General features: G+C 60.1%; 17 protein-coding genes and 5 pseudogenes. 7 read left to right on the top strand and 15 right to left on the bottom strand.

Features of this window, described 5'->3' with window-relative positions; all coding sequences use genetic code 11:
* Positions 1-65 precede the first annotated feature (65 nt).
* Positions 66-239: a hypothetical protein gene (locus tag ACW4PC_RS07140; RefSeq protein ID WP_455873298.1), complete on the top strand. Its 174-nt coding sequence runs from the start codon at positions 66-68 to the stop codon at positions 237-239.
* A 285-nt stretch (positions 240-524) separates the two neighbouring features.
* Here ACW4PC_RS07140 and ACW4PC_RS07135 read toward each other — a convergent pair whose 3' ends face one another.
* The 4 genes from ACW4PC_RS07135 to ACW4PC_RS07120 all read right to left on the bottom strand — a co-directional run bounded on the left by ACW4PC_RS07135 (position 525) and on the right by ACW4PC_RS07120 (position 2,472).
* Positions 525-1,028 (bottom strand): GNAT family N-acetyltransferase, encoded by a 504-nt coding sequence (locus ACW4PC_RS07135; protein WP_455873297.1) that lies wholly within the window; start codon positions 1,026-1,028, stop codon positions 525-527.
* A gap of 111 nt (positions 1,029-1,139) precedes the next feature.
* The gene (locus tag ACW4PC_RS07130; protein WP_455873296.1) at positions 1,140-1,736 is read right to left on the bottom strand and encodes a hypothetical protein; all 597 of its coding nucleotides are present in this window, start codon (positions 1,734-1,736) and stop codon (positions 1,140-1,142) included.
* A gap of 18 nt (positions 1,737-1,754) precedes the next feature.
* Complete coding sequence (locus tag ACW4PC_RS07125; RefSeq protein ID WP_455873662.1) at positions 1,755-2,081, bottom strand: hypothetical protein; 327 nt, start codon at positions 2,079-2,081, stop codon at positions 1,755-1,757.
* Positions 2,082-2,085: 4 nt separating this feature from the next.
* Positions 2,086-2,472: an acyl-CoA thioesterase gene (locus ACW4PC_RS07120; protein WP_455873295.1), complete on the bottom strand. Its 387-nt coding sequence runs from the start codon at positions 2,470-2,472 to the stop codon at positions 2,086-2,088.
* A gap of 294 nt (positions 2,473-2,766) precedes the next feature.
* Here ACW4PC_RS07120 and ACW4PC_RS07115 point away from each other — a divergent pair, with 294 nt between their 5' ends.
* Positions 2,767-4,581, top strand: a complete 1,815-nt coding sequence (locus ACW4PC_RS07115) for a methyl-accepting chemotaxis protein (protein WP_455873294.1) — start codon at positions 2,767-2,769, stop codon at positions 4,579-4,581.
* A gap of 123 nt (positions 4,582-4,704) precedes the next feature.
* Positions 4,705-5,982, top strand: a complete 1,278-nt coding sequence (locus ACW4PC_RS07110; protein ID WP_455873293.1) for an extensin-like domain-containing protein — start codon at positions 4,705-4,707, stop codon at positions 5,980-5,982.
* A 161-nt stretch (positions 5,983-6,143) separates the two neighbouring features.
* Here the strand turns inward: ACW4PC_RS07110 and ACW4PC_RS07105 are convergent, their stop codons facing one another.
* Positions 6,144-6,587: an SRPBCC family protein gene (locus tag ACW4PC_RS07105; protein WP_455873292.1), complete on the bottom strand. Its 444-nt coding sequence runs from the start codon at positions 6,585-6,587 to the stop codon at positions 6,144-6,146.
* 289 nt (positions 6,588-6,876) lie between these two features.
* Between ACW4PC_RS07105 and ACW4PC_RS07100 the strand changes: the two genes are divergently transcribed.
* From ACW4PC_RS07100 to ACW4PC_RS07085, 4 genes and pseudogenes are all read left to right on the top strand, one after another.
* A complete protein-coding gene (locus ACW4PC_RS07100) occupies positions 6,877-7,227 on the top strand; it encodes a VOC family protein (protein WP_455873291.1) in 351 nt (116 codons plus the stop codon).
* 339 nt (positions 7,228-7,566) lie between these two features.
* Positions 7,567-8,388 (top strand): sulfite exporter TauE/SafE family protein, encoded by an 822-nt coding sequence (locus tag ACW4PC_RS07095; RefSeq protein WP_455873290.1) that lies wholly within the window; start codon positions 7,567-7,569, stop codon positions 8,386-8,388.
* Between the two features lie 104 nt (positions 8,389-8,492).
* Positions 8,493-9,420, top strand: a pseudogene (locus tag ACW4PC_RS07090) (ABC transporter ATP-binding protein).
* Positions 9,417-10,179 (top strand): annotated as a pseudogene (locus ACW4PC_RS07085) (ABC transporter permease). The pseudogenes ACW4PC_RS07090 and ACW4PC_RS07085 overlap by 4 nt, the downstream one beginning before the upstream one ends.
* A 61-nt stretch (positions 10,180-10,240) precedes the next feature.
* Here the strand turns inward: ACW4PC_RS07085 and ACW4PC_RS07080 are convergent.
* From ACW4PC_RS07080 to ACW4PC_RS07035, 10 genes and pseudogenes are all read right to left on the bottom strand, one after another.
* Positions 10,241-10,378: a hypothetical protein gene (locus tag ACW4PC_RS07080; protein ID WP_455873289.1), complete on the bottom strand. Its 138-nt coding sequence runs from the start codon at positions 10,376-10,378 to the stop codon at positions 10,241-10,243.
* 142 nt (positions 10,379-10,520) lie between these two features.
* A complete protein-coding gene (locus ACW4PC_RS07075; RefSeq protein WP_052451528.1) occupies positions 10,521-10,730 on the bottom strand; it encodes a hypothetical protein in 210 nt (69 codons plus the stop codon).
* Positions 10,731-10,829: 99 nt separating this feature from the next.
* Positions 10,830-11,280: pseudogene (locus tag ACW4PC_RS07070) on the bottom strand (DUF1801 domain-containing protein).
* 13 nt (positions 11,281-11,293) lie between these two features.
* Entirely contained in the window at positions 11,294-11,761 is a 468-nt protein-coding gene (locus tag ACW4PC_RS07065; RefSeq protein ID WP_455873288.1) for a DUF1801 domain-containing protein, read from the bottom strand.
* Positions 11,762-11,766: 5 nt separating this feature from the next.
* Positions 11,767-11,994, bottom strand: a complete 228-nt coding sequence (locus tag ACW4PC_RS07060) for a hypothetical protein (protein ID WP_455873287.1) — start codon at positions 11,992-11,994, stop codon at positions 11,767-11,769.
* Between the two features lie 44 nt (positions 11,995-12,038).
* Complete coding sequence (locus ACW4PC_RS07055; protein WP_455873286.1) at positions 12,039-12,470, bottom strand: SRPBCC family protein; 432 nt, start codon at positions 12,468-12,470, stop codon at positions 12,039-12,041.
* A complete protein-coding gene (locus tag ACW4PC_RS07050) occupies positions 12,467-12,790 on the bottom strand; it encodes an ArsR/SmtB family transcription factor (protein WP_039845103.1) in 324 nt (107 codons plus the stop codon). Before ACW4PC_RS07050 ends, ACW4PC_RS07055 begins: the two co-directional genes overlap by 4 nt.
* A 209-nt stretch (positions 12,791-12,999) precedes the next feature.
* Positions 13,000-13,702, bottom strand: a pseudogene (locus ACW4PC_RS07045) (TIGR02281 family clan AA aspartic protease).
* A gap of 57 nt (positions 13,703-13,759) precedes the next feature.
* Positions 13,760-13,909: pseudogene (locus ACW4PC_RS07040) on the bottom strand (DUF1289 domain-containing protein); the annotation flags it as partial.
* A gap of 18 nt (positions 13,910-13,927) precedes the next feature.
* A complete protein-coding gene (locus ACW4PC_RS07035) occupies positions 13,928-14,710 on the bottom strand; it encodes an adenosylcobinamide-GDP ribazoletransferase (RefSeq protein WP_455873285.1) in 783 nt (260 codons plus the stop codon).
* Positions 14,711-14,727 lie beyond the last annotated feature (17 nt).

The raw sequence follows: 14,727 nt of genomic DNA, 5'->3' as shown, positions 1-14,727 counted from the left end.
GATGCCGGCCGCATCCGATTGGGACGTTTCTCCAATCTATCAATCTCAGCGGACGTTGGCGTGAAGTGCCGCGCAAGACCTTCATCGGTGCATTTGGATGGGAAGGAAGTCCGTTCCTTGACCTTTATCAACGCTTAAACGGCGAGCCGGAGTGGTCGACCTTTGCCTTCGATTGCGGGCACAATGTAGCACGGCTGAAGCCCGAAGCTCTGACCGAGATATTGCTAGCTCAGGTTTGACCAACGAATGACTGCAATCCACCCAAATACGAAATGCCGTGTAGCGAATTCCCAATTTTCGCGCCAAAAACCGACAATGCTGAATGTTCAGGAATTCTCTGTCGCAAAATTCCCTCGCAAAAGTCGGCGTGTCGCCACCGATTTTTGCGACCGCCTCATGGCGGCTTTGGGCCGGCTTGCCGGAGAACGCTTCGGCCGAAATGCGCCCAAAAGTAGCAGATTTGCCTCGGTTTGGGTGCGCCATTAGCGGACGCCAGGACTTTGCCAACGACTATAAAAAAGACATCAGAACATCAGCGCCATGCCGACCCGCCGAAGTGGATCGGCACCCTTTTCCACTTCCGAATGGAGAACGAATTGGAGGCGCGGCGAGCATTTGTCTCGTTCAATGAGCTGAAAGCCCAGAGACTCATAGAAGGGCGCATTGAACGGCGCGAAGCGATCCGTCGTCAGTGTTGCTCCCTTTAGCTTTCTTGAGCGGCCCTCACTAAGCATCGTCTCCATAAGCCTCCTGCCAAGGCCCTTTTGTTGCCAGCTGGGATGCACGTCTATCTCCCCGATGTGAAGCCAGCCTTCGGTAACATACCCTCCACCGTAACCGACGGGGACGTCTTTCTCATCGAACACACCATAGAGAAGCCCGTGGTCGAGGTACTTCTGCAACTCCTCCTCACTGCTTGCCGATGGCTCGCCGCTGACGGCATGTGCGTCGCGCAACGTTTCAAATGATGCCAGTTCTATGGTTCGCAACGCGGAAAAGTGATCGCGGCTGGCCTGTTTGATAAACATGTTCGATCCGAATCCGTGTCTTGTGGGCAACGGGGAGATTGGCAGCGGCGACGACCTCAAAGGGCAAGTCCGAAGGATGTCTCGGTGACGGCTGCGGTGGCTTCGTCAATCTCAAGCGGAATATCGGGAATGCCAGTCCTGGAACTCAGCAACGGTGCGAACGTGATGGTCCATAACAGCCTCATAGACCAACGCACTCGAAATTTTGTCCGACCCCTCTGGTAGTTCGGCCAAGACGGTTTTGATCTGAAGGATTGTTTCCCGGTCTGTCTCAGTGAGGCGAGGCATCAGCGTCCTCAGATGTGCGAGGTCGGGCTGCCTTTCCGGCTTATCGACCAACCAAATATCGATGGTCCACATCGCTTGGTCCGGTGCTCGGACCGATAGCCACAGATAGAGCCCATCCGGATATTTCTCAGGTTCTACGTTCCAGTTCGCGGTGTCGTTGCGAAAGCGCACCGAGAAAACGCTTTCGGTCACCTGCATGAGGCGAGCGCCAATACCAGCAAATGCTTCGAGGGCGTTGGCATCCAACTTAGGACAGGCAACAGTAATATCGATGTCGCGCCGGACCATAAGACCCATGGCGGAACTGCCAACACGGGTAGGATGCCCGACATGAGAAAGAAGTTCATCAAGGTGGAGCGCTCGTACGATTTCATCAGCTTCAGTCTGTAATCGTCGCTGGACTACCAACAGGTCGGACATAGTCTTCCTCTAATCGCGTTATTCCAACCTATTAAAGCAAGTTCGCACCGCTCTGGAAGTTCGACATTCCATCGTCCGATAGCCATGCGACTTGGCCGAAGGGTTGATGTGCGAGATGATCGGCCTTTCGGTCGCGGAATGGTGGCTGGATTCCTGCGACCGGCACAGGAATGAGGATGGATGGAACCAATCGCTGCCATAAATATGAAGTCTCCCGCGGTGTTTCTTAGGCGACTGGACGATGCCGGCGAGACCCGTGAGCAGGCGGGTGAGGCTGAGGCCGATGACCATCGCCATTATGGCGCGGATATAAACAAAGACCTCCGGTGTCGCCACCGCTTGCATGATGTCACTCCTTGGGGACCGGCTTCGGCGCGCCGTTTTCGTCGAGCGCCACCATGATGAAGGTGCCGGCCGTGACCTTTTCCATCTTGTTGTAGCGCGAACGGTGCGCCCAGGCCTCGACGCAGAGGGTGATCGAGGTGCGGCCGACGCGGTCGATGTCGGTAAAGACCGAAAGTGTGTCGCCGACCTTCACCGGCAACTGGAAAGCCATTTCCTTGACCGCGGCGGTGACCACGCGGCCCCTGGCGCGTTCGGCGGCGCGGATGCCGCTCGCCAGGTCCATCTGCGCCATGACCCATCCACCGAAGATATCGCCTGCGGGGTTGGCGTCGCCAGGCATGGCAAGCGTGCGGAGCGTCAATTCGCCTTTCGGCTTCGGGGTCTCGGTCATGGTCCTACTTCGTGATGTTTGCGGTTTCGATTCCGCCCGCACGGTAATGCAAAGCGCAAGCGAAATGAACACGCAAAAGGCCGGCGTTTTGTGCGCTAGGCGTCGCCGGTCCTGAAACAAATCTCTTTAATATAAAATTCTAAGATAATTCAGATCGTTGCAACGGGAGCCGGACCGCCGGCAACCACCTTCCGTTACGTTATGTCGCCTCACTCTAATATTAGTTCACCATCCAGTAATGGATCCCCCTCATCATTCAAAGATCGATTCTGCATGGGAATGCCGGGGGAATTCATGCGTAACATCAAGATATCAACGCGTCTGTATTGTCTCGTCGGCCTGACGTTGGCGATCTTTGTGGCGACGATGGTTTTCTTTCTGAACTATTCTTATTCCGAACTGGAAATGGAAAGAAAATCCGGTCTTGCGCAGATGGACGCGACGGCCGTCAACATCCTGCAGAAATACTACAAGATGGAACAAGCCGGCACGCTGACGCGCGATGAAGCGCAAACGGCGGCGAAAGACGTGATCGCTGCCATGCGCTACGGCGGCAGCGGCTACTTCTGGATCAACGACATGCACCCGGTCATGGTGATGCATCCGATCAAGCCGGAGCTGAACGGCACCGACCTTTCGCAGAACAAGGACCCGGCCGGCAAATTCCTATTCATGGAATTCGTCAATGTCGTGAAGGCCCATGGCGAGGGTTTTGTCGACTACTATTGGCCAAAGCCAGGTGCTGAACAGCCCGTCCTGAAATACTCGCACGTCGCGGGCTTCGAGCCCTGGGGTTGGATCGTCGGCACCGGCGTCTATTCCGACGACCTTGCAGCGCTCTACTGGCAGAATGCGATCTGGACGGCGATTCTTTGCGCGATCGGAGCTGCGATCATCGTTTCCGTCGCCTATGCGATCGTCAAGAGCGTTACCGCACCCATCGCACGGATCGGCGCGGCGATGCATGAGATCGCAGGCGAGAACGGGGCGGTCGAAGTCTCCGACAGCGATCGGCGTGACGAGATCGGCCACATGGCAAAGGCCCTCCTGGTATTGCGCGACTCGATGCTCGACCGCACGAAAATGCGTGCCCGTGAAGACGAGCGCCAGCGCGAGATCGACGGCGAACGCCGCGGCAATGAAGAGAGCCTGCGCGCCGCAGCCGAGCGCCAGAACCACGCGATGCAGACGCTGGGGGCCGGCCTCGAAAAGCTTGCAGCCGGCGATCTCACGGTTTCGATCGGCGATCTCGGCGAAGACTATTCAAAGCTGCGCACCGACTTCAATGCCGCCGTCGGCGCTCTCAACGACGTCATCCAGGCGATCGCCGAATCGAGCAATGTCGTGAACGACAACGCATCGGGTATCAGCGAGGCTACCAACAATCTGTCGAAGCGCACCGAGCAGCAGGCTGCTGCTCTCGAAGAGACGGCAGCCGCACTCGATGAGATTACCGCAACGGTGCGGACCGCGTCCGAACGGGCGACCGAAGCCCGCGAGATGGTCGCCGAGACCAAGGCGAGTGCTGGAAAATCCGGCGAAATCGTGCGGAATGCCGTTAGCGCGATGAGCCGGATTGAGGACTCCTCCAGCCGGATCGGCCAGATCATCGGCGTGATTGACGAGATCGCGTTCCAGACCAACCTTTTGGCGCTGAATGCCGGTGTCGAGGCCGCACGCGCAGGCGAGGCCGGCCGGGGCTTTGCGGTCGTGGCGCAAGAGGTTCGCGAGCTCGCGCAACGTTCGGCAAATGCCGCCAAGGAGATCAAGACGCTGATCAGCAACTCGGCGGCGGAAGTCGAATCCGGCGTCGCGCTGGTTCGCTCGACGGGCGATGCTCTGGTCGAGATCGAGACGCTGGTGAACAAGGTCAACGACCATGTGAATACAATTGCCACCGCGGCGCGCGAGCAGGCAACGGGCCTCCACGAGATCAACACCTCGGTCAACCACATGGATCAGATGACCCAGCAGAACGCTGCCATGGTGGAGGAGACGACGGCGGCGAGCCAGACGCTTGCCGAAGAGAGCAGCCAGCTTCGTACGCTGCTTGCCAAGTTCCGCCTCGGCTCGCGCGCGTCGCAGCATTACGCACGGCACGCAGCTTGATCAGCGGTGGAGCCGGGTTCGCCCGGCTCCGCTCGCAGGGGTAAGCTTTCATTCATCGTTTTTAGCTAAATTCGAGTCAAATTCTTCAATGCAAGCAGGGCTGCGGGAGCGATGGAGAGTATTGTGTCTACCTCCCTTTTGCGGCGCGTCGCGCTGCCGGTCCTGATATCCACCAGCCTCGCGACCTGTTCCATCAGCGACGGCATGATACCGCCGGCAAGCATCGACCGGGGCACGAAGGTGAGTTCAATCTCGCCTATGCCGGGGCAAGGTGCGATGCGCATGGCGCCCGCCGATGCGCAGGCGTCCTATCCCGTTTCCAACGCACCGGTTTCAAACACGGAAGGCTCGATCGATTATCTCGACACGCCGAACCTTGCTGGCGCCGGGCATTCTGCGCGCGCGGGCAGCCAGCCGATGCCGAAGAAGCTGCCGATGATCGACAGCGATGAGGGACTGGCGCAAGGGCAGGGGCAGCCGCAGAACTGGGGCGGCACCCAGCAGCTTGCAGTGCCTTCCGGTGGCGTCAACATGGATGCGGAGCTTGGCGCGGAACCCGTCGTCGGGCTGGCGCAGGAACAGCAGATGCAGATCGCCGAAGGAAATTCGGCGGAACCTGTGGTCGACGGGATCGGCACCGACAATCCGACGCAATTGAACCGGACGGCAATGCCGCGGCCCGCAGCGCAGGCCGAGATGAGCCGTGCCCCCGTGTGGAACGACGGCCGTTCGGTGATCGAGCCGTCGCGCGTTCCCGAAGAGGACGAGAGCCAGGAAGTGGCGATGCTCAGGCCGAACGACCCGATGATGAGCCGGCCGGTCGCCCCCGACCCGAACGTGATGCCGGCCTCCGAGCTTGCCTGCCGCCGTGAGCTGAAGCGCATGGGCGTGATCTTCACCGATAAGCCGGCGATCAACGACGGCCCGTCCTGCCAGGTGCCTTATCCGGTCTCGCTGCAGGGGCTTTCCGGCAAGATCGGCGTGAGGCCTGCGGTGACGCTGAACTGCCAGGTGACGCTTGCCTTCGCCAAATGGGTGAAGAACGAACTCGCGCCATCGGCCCGCTTTCGCTACTGGTCTGGCGTCAAGACGATCCAGCCGCTCGGCGGCTATTCCTGCCGGCGCATGAACAACAGCCGCCAGAGATACAATCCGATGTCCGAACACGCACGCGGCAACGCAATCGACGTCGGCAAGTTCGTGCTGAAGAACGGCCACCAGATCGATGTGCGCAGGAAGGGCCTCTTCTCGTTCCGCGAGGGCAGGCTACTCAAGGCCGTGCGCTCCGACAGCTGCCGGTATTTCAACACCGTGCTCGGCCCCGGCAGCAACCCGGAGCACTGGAACCATTTTCACTTCGATCTCAGATCCCGCAAAGGCGGCAGGGTTTATTGCAATTAAGCCTGGTGGGCGACCGATGCGGGACCGGCGGATGGCAGCTTGGCGTCGGGAGCCAGGAGGACCGCTCGCATTGGCAATGCCGACTTAAAGCGGATTCTCAGACCAGATCGCGAAAAGCGTCGACGCGATCCGATCCCGACAGCCTTGCTCGATCCTGAGTGCTACTCATTGATCTCCGGTTCGACGAGCCGTGCCAGGTTTCGCAGCGACTCCTGCCAACCAAGGTAACAAGCCTCTGGTGGAATAACGTCGGGCACGCCTGCCTGCGTTATCTCCAGCTCGGTCCCGACCGAAACTTTCTTCAAAGTCACAGCGACTTCCATTTCGCCAGGCAGGTTGGGGTCGTCGAATCTGTCCGTGTAGCGCAGGCGTTCGCCTGGGGCGAGCTCGAGATATTCGCCACCAAATGCGTGGCTTTTGCCCGTTGTAAAGTTCCGGAAGGACATTTTGAACTTTCCGCCGACTGTCGGTTCAAAGTGATGCACAGTGCAGGTAAAGCCGTTAGGGGGAAGCCACTTGGCGAGCGCATCCGCTTCGACAAACGCGCGATAGACCTTCTCCGGGCTGGTTGCCAGGACGCGATGCAAGCGTATGGTGTTCGGCATGGTCGTGATCCTTTTGAATTGATGGAATTGACGATCCTAAGACGTACGAGGCTTTGCCAATCCGACACCGGATCGATCTGTTGCTGAGGTAAAATCACTGAGGCCCCACGCTGTACGATTTTAACCGAGATCAGCCATCGTCGGAAAACAAACCCTTCCGCTTTGCCAAAACGCAGACATTGCCCACGAGAGGCAGCTTACCTGGCCGGCTGCCGCATAGGCGACCAAATTACGTCCCACCATTGCGACCGTGGGTATTGTCCCATGGCACGCTACCAGGGAGGGCGACATGACCGTCAAACGCATTGTCGCGAACATCGCGGTTTCCGATATAGAAGCCGCCAAGGCTTTCTATCAAGGCATCCTCGGCATGGATGTCGTCATGGATCATGGATGGATCGTGACTTATTCGGCGGATGCGAGCGCGGGGCCGCAGGTCAGCTTTGCGACCGAAGGTGGCTCCGGAACGGCTGTGCCCGACCTCTCTATCGAAGTCGACAATCTCGATGAGGTCTATCAGCGGGTCATCCGCGAAGGTATCGCGGTGGAATATGGTCCGGCGAGCGAGCCTTGGGGGGTGCGGCGGTTTTACGTGCGCGACCCTTTCGGCCGCCTGGTGAATATCCTGAGGCATGCGTAATTTCACTTCGGTATGGCAGGAATCGATGCCTTTAGACGAAAAAAAGAAAGCCGGCTCAAGAGCCGGCTCAAGCTGGGCCGGCCGGGAAGGGGAACGCGAGGCCGGATTCTTAGGATTTCGTGACTGGCAATGACTGCTTACTATACGCGAGGCAGCGAAAATCGGACGTAACGAGCGCCCTGGAAACGGTTCCGCAAAGCAATGGGCGGCGGCGCGGAAGCCGTTGCTTGCCTCGACACTTCTTATCTGCGAAGAAGATCACCGCTTGATGACAAATAAAACCTGCGGCTGATTTTCTTTGCCGTGATCCGGCCTGCGTGGAAGGTGGGGGAGATCGCGATGCCGGCTGTTTCGGAGCTTGCCCTTTTTGCAGTGATGCTGGCGGCTGCGGGCGCGGTTGCGGGCCTGCTTGCCGGTCTCTTCGGCATCGGCGGCGGCGCGATCCTCGTTCCGGTGTTTTATCAGGTGTTCGGCTGGCTCGATGTGCCGGAGGCGGTGCGCATGCACCTGTCGGTCGGAACTTCGCTTGCAATTATCGTTCCGACGTCGCTCAGGTCCTATATGGCGCATCGCAGTCACGGGGCGGTCGACCAGAAGCTCCTGAGCGGTTGGATCATCGCCGTGCCGCTCGGCGCGATCATCGCGGCGGTGATTGCCTCTGAAGCGTCGAGCGTGACCTTGCGATTGATTTTTGCAGCCGTCGCGATGCTCGTCGCCTTCCGCATGATGTTCAACCGCGCGAGCTGGCGGCTCGGCAGCGATTTGCCGGGTAATCCATTCAAGTTCCTGGTCGGGACGGGCATCGGTATTCTTTCCGGCCTGATGGGGATCGGCGGCGGCGTTCTCAACAATACCTTCATGACGCTCTATTCGCGGCCGATGCACCAGGCGGTGGCGACGTCTGCAGGCGTTGGCGTGCTGATCTCGCTGCCCGGATTGTTCGGCTATGTCTGGGCCGGTTGGGGGGTATCGGGCCTGCCACCGTTTTCGACCGGCTTCATCAACTGGATCGCCGTGGTGTTCATCATTCCGCTGACGATGTATATCGCGCCGATCGGCGCGCGGCTCGCCCACCGGATGAGCAAGCGTCAATTGGAGATCGGCTTCGGTATCTTCCTGATCGTCACTGCGGCGCGGTTCCTCATCAGCATCTACGCATAAAGATGCTTTCGCTGAATAGTCTGTTCAGCGCCGGCAGGATGTCAAAGTGTAACAAAGGGGCTATATAGCGGACGAAAAACGAGGAAATACTCAAGAAATCCGCAATGGCACCCATCATTTCCATCCGAAATCTCACAAAAAGCTACGCCAACGGGTTCGAGGCGCTGAAAGGCATCGATCTCGATGTCGAGAAGGGCGAGATCCTGGCCCTGCTCGGGCCGAACGGCGCGGGCAAGACGACGATGATTTCGATCGTCTGCGGCATCGTCAATCCGAGCAGCGGCCAAGTGCTGGTCGCCGGGCACGATGTCGTCAAGGATTTCCGGGCGACGCGGACGATGATCGGGCTGGTGCCGCAGGAACTGACGACGGATCAGTTCGAGACCGTCTGGAATACGGTGAGCTTTTCCCGCGGGCTGCACGGCAAGAAGCCGAACCCGGCGCATATCGAGAAGGTGCTGCGCGACCTTTCGCTGTGGGACAAGAAGGACAATATGCTGCGGGAGCTTTCCGGCGGCATGAAGCGGCGCGTGCTGATCGCCAAGGCACTCAGCCACGAGCCGGAGATCCTGTTCCTCGACGAGCCGACGGCGGGCGTCGACGTGACGCTGCGCAAGGATATGTGGCGGGTCGTGGAAAGGCTGCGCGAGTCCGGGGTCACCATCATCCTGACGACGCATTACATCGAAGAGGCCGAAGAGATCGCCGACCGCGTCGGCGTGATCAACGGCGGCAAGCTGCTTCTGGTCGAAGACAAGACCGCTCTGATGACCAAGCTCGGCCGCAAGCAGCTGATCCTCGAGCTTGCCGAACCACTGGACGAGCTGCCCGAATGTTTCTCCGGCAAACGGCCTGTCGCTGGAACCCGACGGAAACCGGCTGATCTACGATTTCGACGCGCATAGCGAGCAGGAGAGCATTGCCGCGCTGCTCACCCGACTTGCGGCGCAGAACATCCACTTCAAGGATCTTTCGACGCGGCAGAGTTCGCTCGAGGATATCTTCGTGGCGCTCGTGGGAGGCACGAAATGAACTTGGAAGCCATCAAGTCGATCTATTTCTTCGAAATGGCGCGCACGCGCCGCACGCTGCTGCAGAGCGTCTTCTCGCCGGTGATTTCCACCTCACTCTATTTCATCGTCTTCGGCGCGGCGATCGGCTCGCGCATCCAAGAGGTGGAAGGCGTTTCCTACGGCGCCTTCATCACGCCGGGGCTCATCATGCTGACGCTGCTCGGGCAATGCATCGGCAACGGTTCCTTCGGCATCTATTTTCCGAAATTCACCGGCACGATCTACGAGGTGCTGTCAGCGCCGGTTGCGATGACGGAGATCCTGCTCGGCTATGTGGGAGCTGCGGCCACCAAGGGGCTGCTGATCGGGCTCGATTATCCTTCTGACGGCCAATGCCTTCGTGGAGGTCAGGATCGAGCACCCCTTCATGATGATCCTGTTCTTCCTGCTGACGGCGGTCACTTTCAGCCTGTTCGGCTTCATGATCGGCATATGGGCAGGCAACTTCGAGCAATTGAACCTGATCCCGATGCTCGTGGTGCCGCCGCTGACCTTCCTCGGCGGCAGCTTCTATTCGATCAACATGCTGCCGCCCTTCTGGCAGGCCGTCAGCCACTTCAATCCGGTGCTCTATCTGGTGAGCGGTTTCCGTTGGAGCTTCTACGGCATCGCCGACGTCAATCCGCTGCTCAGCCTTGGGATGATCACCATGTTCCTGGCGATCTGCCTTGCGACGCTTGGCTGGATTTTCAAGACGGGATACCGGCTGCGGAACTGAGACAGGCCTGCGCCGGGCGGGATGTTGTCGACGGCGATGTCGCCTTCGATAACGCCGCGCTCTAAGCGCCTGCCGTGCTCGATCTCGACGACGGTATGAAGAGCTTGTCACCGGTGACGAGGCGGGCATCGCCTTCCGTGCAGTTCAGATCGATGGCGGCGGCGACCGAAACAAGGCGATACATTGAGCGCTGCGCCATCGCCCACATCATCGGTCTGCGCTTGGCTTTCGACCGATTTACCGAAGCGAGTGCGGCTGGTGCCAGTTAAACGCCTCCGGCCGCCGGTCTTGGCGCTGTTCGACATGATCGGCCGCCTTTGCAAGACTGTGCCGGCCGGCGATTAGATCCTGTTGATTGTCGGCAGGAAGGATACGACCTGCCTGCGGTTGGCGGCATCCAGGGTGTCTATACGGTCTTTCCAGAATTGTGCGGCCTCGGGCGTATCTTTTTCCCAGCAGCGTGTCGATACGATGTTATCGTCGATCACCGCGCGGCGATGGCCGCCCAGGCGTATATATTCGTCCGCGAGTTGCTTCGAGGGATTATCCATGGCCAGCGCCTCCTTTCAATCCTTTCAACCCGGATGCGGGACGCAAGGTTCCATGGGTTGAAGAATATAGAGCCGGGCCTTGACGCTATGCGCCGCTCCTCAAGCCCTCTTTGGTGCCTTCTGCGACGTGTTCAGTGCCACAGCGGCGCGAATGAGCGCCTCCAACGCTTCTTCATCGATCTCGTCGCCCTCGTGGAAATCGATGGCGCGCCGGGTGTTGCCTTCGAGGCTGGAGTTGAAGAGGCCTGAGGGATCCTCCAGCGAGGCACCCCTGGCGAAGGTCAATTTCACGGCATTCTTATAGGTTTCGCCGGTGCAGATGATGCCGGCGTGCTCCCACACCGGAACCCCGACATGTTCGAGGGCTTTCTCATTTACCTCCTCGACCACTTCAGGATCGGCCTCCTTGATGAGGCTTCGCAGCCGGGCGAGCGTCCCGCCCCGCCAATCGCTCAGCGCCGCTATCTTTCGCATCGATCAGTTGAGACGGAGACGCTTCTGCTTCTCTTGACGGCGTGTCTTCTTCATGCGTGGTTGTCGCCTTCATCATGATGGTGCGCTGCTCACAGTCGTTCGCCGGGCAACTGGCTGGCTTGCTTCACCCAATCGGCGAACTGAGCTTCGTCCGAGCTGTCGTCCTCATGGATGTCGAGATAGCGCACGTCCTTGTGCTTGGACTCGCCGGGCGGAACAGGACGCAGCGACGTGCCGCGGAAGAACGCCACTTTCACGTATTTCGTGAAGCAATGAAAGCTGAGGAACCAGCCCTGGTCCTCGACACCATAGAAGGGCGAGTTCCATTTGACCGCCTTGTGCACGCCGGGGACGGTGCGCACGATGAGCGCGTCGAGGCGGCGCCCGACGTCGCTTTTCCAGCCCGGCATGGCCGCGATGTAGGCCTGCACGGGGGCGTCGCCGTAACCCTTGGCGATCTGAGGGTTGCCGCCTGAGAGGAGGACCGGTTCTGTGGAGGCCGGTTTGGCTGTGGCCTCGTTTGCCTTCGCTGACTTCCTGGGCGTCTTGCGGTCCATTGTGTTCATGCCTCCCCGCTGACGCTTCGCGCGCTGCGCCACTTCGTGGCGTAAGGCAGCACGAACATATAGAGACCGGTAAACAGGAGCAAGAATAGCGGCAGCAGTGGCGAGTAGACGACCCAGCCGGGAGGTTCTCCCAATCCCATAGCGACGAAGTTGGTGATGACGGTCGCCGTAAAGGCGATAGACAGCCAGCGGTGGAAGTGCCGAATCCATTTATTCCAATTCAATGGAATCTCCTCTGAGTATCAGCCGAAGCGCAACACGGAAAACATCAGTCTGCCCGTGTCAAGACCTGCTCCAAGTTTGCAAAGAACTGCTGCCACCCTGCCTTTGCGCCTCCGTAAGCCTGCTTCTGATCCGGCCGGAAGCCCGACTGCTCCATGCGCAGGTGGGTCCCCGTGCGCGTTGGGGTGAGCGTAAAGGTCACCACGCTCTGCAGATTAAAGGCTGCATCGTCGTGCGCAAAATTCCAAGTGTAGGACAGTGTTCTGTTCGGCTCGACGGCGAGGACTTCGCAGTCCAGCACGCCGCCCCAGTCTCCGCGAAGATTGAAACGGTGGCCTACGTCAGGCTTGAAGTCGTTCTTCATGAGCCACTCCTCGATCAGGTGTGGTTGCGTGAGCGCGCGCCAGATCTTTTCCGGTGGAAAAGGAATCTCCCGTTCGACAATGACGGAAAGCGCTTCGGTCGCGGCTTTGTTCATTGGTCCATCCTTTTGAGCAGATCTTCGAGGTCGTTGAACCGGCTCTGCCAGAATCCCGCCATCTGGCTTGTCCAGTCGATCAGCGGGGCCAAGGCGCCGAGCTGCGCGCTATAGTGCGTATGGCGGCCTTCGTGTCGGTCGCGCACCAACCCGGCCTGCTTCAGGACTCCCAGATGCTTTGAGACGACCGGCTGTGAGACCCCGGCCCGGGCCGTCAGGGCTCCGACCGTCTTTTCTCCCTCGCGGCACAGCCGCTCGAAGAGAGCCCGCCGGGTCGGATCGGCGAGCGTTCTGAAGAGCATATCGGGAGCGTTCGACATTTGGGATCCATACCCCGCTGACTATTGATTGACATATAGCCGCATAGGTATGATTGAGTTAAGCTGGAACGCAGAGCGGATGCCGATCACCGAATAGGCCTCCGCGATTTTACCATACCCCGTTGGCTATGCGTGGTGCATTGTCGTCGCCGATGATACGTGGCCGTGGCAATGAGGAGAAGCGCGCCCTGTTGCCTGCTATTTGCAGCCTAGTCGCGCATCCTGAGCTCGTCTGTCTGCATCTGCAGGGAACCCAGCGTTTGGAGGAAGCTCATGCCGAGCAGGCTCTGGTCGAGCGCGCCGTCTGCGGCAACGCTGGCGGCGACGTCTGTGCGCACGATGGGGCCGATGGCGATGCGGTCGAGCGTCACGGGCGCGGCGCGGGCGCGGCCGTTCGCCGTCATGACGGTCATCGAATAAGCTGAGGTTTTCAGGGATGATGCCGATCCGCTCGGCATCCGCATGCGACAAGGCCACCATGCTGGCGCCGGTATCGACGAGCATCGGGATCGTCTGGCCGTCGACGGAGACGTCGGCCTCGAAATGGCCGTTCAGCAGTTTGTGCAGGATGATCTCGCTGCTGCCGTCGCGGGTGGTGACGACGACGGCACGGCCGGGAACAAGGCCGGCAAGCAGGCGGTTGCCGACGCCGAACAGGTCCTGGCGGTAGAGATAGACGGTTGCGAGGGCCAGGATGATGACCAGCCAGATCATCAGGTTGCGCATGGTTTCGCCGGCGCTGCGGCGGCTTGCCCAAATGCCGGCAGACAGCATCAGCACGATCGGCAGGAGATAGATCATGCGCCCGAAATCGTCGATGTTCATGCCGAGCACGCGGTCGCTGTCGTGGTTATAGACGAGCACCGCAAGGCCGATCCCGAGGATCAGAAGGAAGAGCCCGAGCCGGTTCATGAACGGTGCTCCGGCATTGCGGCCGCCTCGGCGGACCAGGACCGCCGGTTCGGCAAAGAGGCGCGTGGCAAGGACAGTCATGATGCGCTGCCTTTCCTCATCCGAATAGGACATCCAGTTGCCGATCTCCTGAAGCGTGCGGCCGCAACCCGTGCAAAAGCCGGTTGCGGGATCGATCGAGCATACGTGGATGCAGGGCGTTTGCATCAGCGGAATATCGTGATTTCACAAGGCCGTGGCAAGGGCGCAGAAGGCTGCGATTTCGGAAATCTGCTGGGCGGCGCCGAGCGTGTCCCCCGTATGGCCGGCAAGCTTGCGTCGGATATAGAGCGTGAAGGCGATGACCGCGATGCCGGTTGCAAGCAGGCTGCAGACAAGCGCCAGCAGGCCGAGCGCCGGCCAGACGAGAAGGGCCGAAAAGAGGCAGGCCGACACGACCGCGACATGCATTGCGCTTTCGCCGGGCTGGCCCGAGGAGGCGGCGATGCCGTCCGTCTTTGCGGGCGGCAGACGGTGCCAGTGCCAGACGAGGGCGGCACGGCTGAGGCAGGCGGCCGCAGGGATAGCGAAGGCGGCGGCAAGCGGGGCGACCTCGCGGGCGATGGCGGCAAGCGCTGCGGCGCGAAGTGCTAGCGAGAAGACGAGGGCAATCGCGCCGTAGCTGCCGATGCGGCTGTCCTTCATGATCGCCAGCGCGTGGTCGCGGTCGCGTCCGCCGCCGATGCCGTCGGCAGTGTCGGAGAGCCCGTCCTCGTGCAGCGCGCCGGCGATGAGCGTCTGGACGGCGAGTGCGACGAACGCCGCCATCAGACGGTCGGCGCGCAGGCCAAGGAGAATGAGAAAGACGAGAGCCGGAAGAAGGCCGATCAGAATACCGGCGAGCGGGAAGGCGCGTACCGTGCGACTGAGCTTGCCGTCGTCTGCGTAAAAAACCCATTGCGGCACGGGAAGCCGGCTCAGGAAAGCGACGGCGCGGGCGGTGTCGAGCGCATAGGCCTTGATGTTCATGTCCCCAACTTCATGCA

The sequence above is a fragment of the Rhizobium yanglingense genome (assembly GCF_977109285.1).
The sequence above is the reverse complement of the archived record's forward strand: the minus strand, read 5'-3'. Positions and strand labels throughout refer to the sequence as shown.

What these genes read in the sequence shown, in the direction of transcription:
- ACW4PC_RS07135 (WP_455873297.1), bottom strand. Translation starts at nt 1,028, where the DNA reads ATGTTTATCAAACAGGCCAGCCGCGATCACTTTTCCGCGTTGCGAACC.
- ACW4PC_RS07130 (WP_455873296.1), bottom strand. Translation starts at nt 1,736, where the DNA reads ATGTCCGACCTGTTGGTAGTCCAGCGACGATTACAGACTGAAGCTGAT.
- ACW4PC_RS07125 (WP_455873662.1), bottom strand. Translation starts at nt 2,081, where the DNA reads ATGCAAGCGGTGGCGACACCGGAGGTCTTTGTTTATATCCGCGCCATA.
- ACW4PC_RS07120 (WP_455873295.1), bottom strand. Translation starts at nt 2,472, where the DNA reads ATGACCGAGACCCCGAAGCCGAAAGGCGAATTGACGCTCCGCACGCTT.
- ACW4PC_RS07115 (WP_455873294.1), top strand. Translation starts at nt 2,767, where the DNA reads ATGCGTAACATCAAGATATCAACGCGTCTGTATTGTCTCGTCGGCCTG.
- ACW4PC_RS07105 (WP_455873292.1), bottom strand. Translation starts at nt 6,587, where the DNA reads ATGCCGAACACCATACGCTTGCATCGCGTCCTGGCAACCAGCCCGGAG.
- ACW4PC_RS07100 (WP_455873291.1), top strand. Translation starts at nt 6,877, where the DNA reads ATGACCGTCAAACGCATTGTCGCGAACATCGCGGTTTCCGATATAGAA.
- ACW4PC_RS07095 (WP_455873290.1), top strand. Translation starts at nt 7,567, where the DNA reads ATGCCGGCTGTTTCGGAGCTTGCCCTTTTTGCAGTGATGCTGGCGGCT.
- ACW4PC_RS07080 (WP_455873289.1), bottom strand. Translation starts at nt 10,378, where the DNA reads ATGGCGCAGCGCTCAATGTATCGCCTTGTTTCGGTCGCCGCCGCCATC.
- ACW4PC_RS07075 (WP_052451528.1), bottom strand. Translation starts at nt 10,730, where the DNA reads ATGGATAATCCCTCGAAGCAACTCGCGGACGAATATATACGCCTGGGC.
- ACW4PC_RS07065 (WP_455873288.1), bottom strand. Translation starts at nt 11,761, where the DNA reads ATGGACCGCAAGACGCCCAGGAAGTCAGCGAAGGCAAACGAGGCCACA.
- ACW4PC_RS07055 (WP_455873286.1), bottom strand. Translation starts at nt 12,470, where the DNA reads ATGAACAAAGCCGCGACCGAAGCGCTTTCCGTCATTGTCGAACGGGAG.
- ACW4PC_RS07050 (WP_039845103.1), bottom strand. Translation starts at nt 12,790, where the DNA reads ATGTCGAACGCTCCCGATATGCTCTTCAGAACGCTCGCCGATCCGACC.
- ACW4PC_RS07035 (WP_455873285.1), bottom strand. Translation starts at nt 14,710, where the DNA reads ATGAACATCAAGGCCTATGCGCTCGACACCGCCCGCGCCGTCGCTTTC.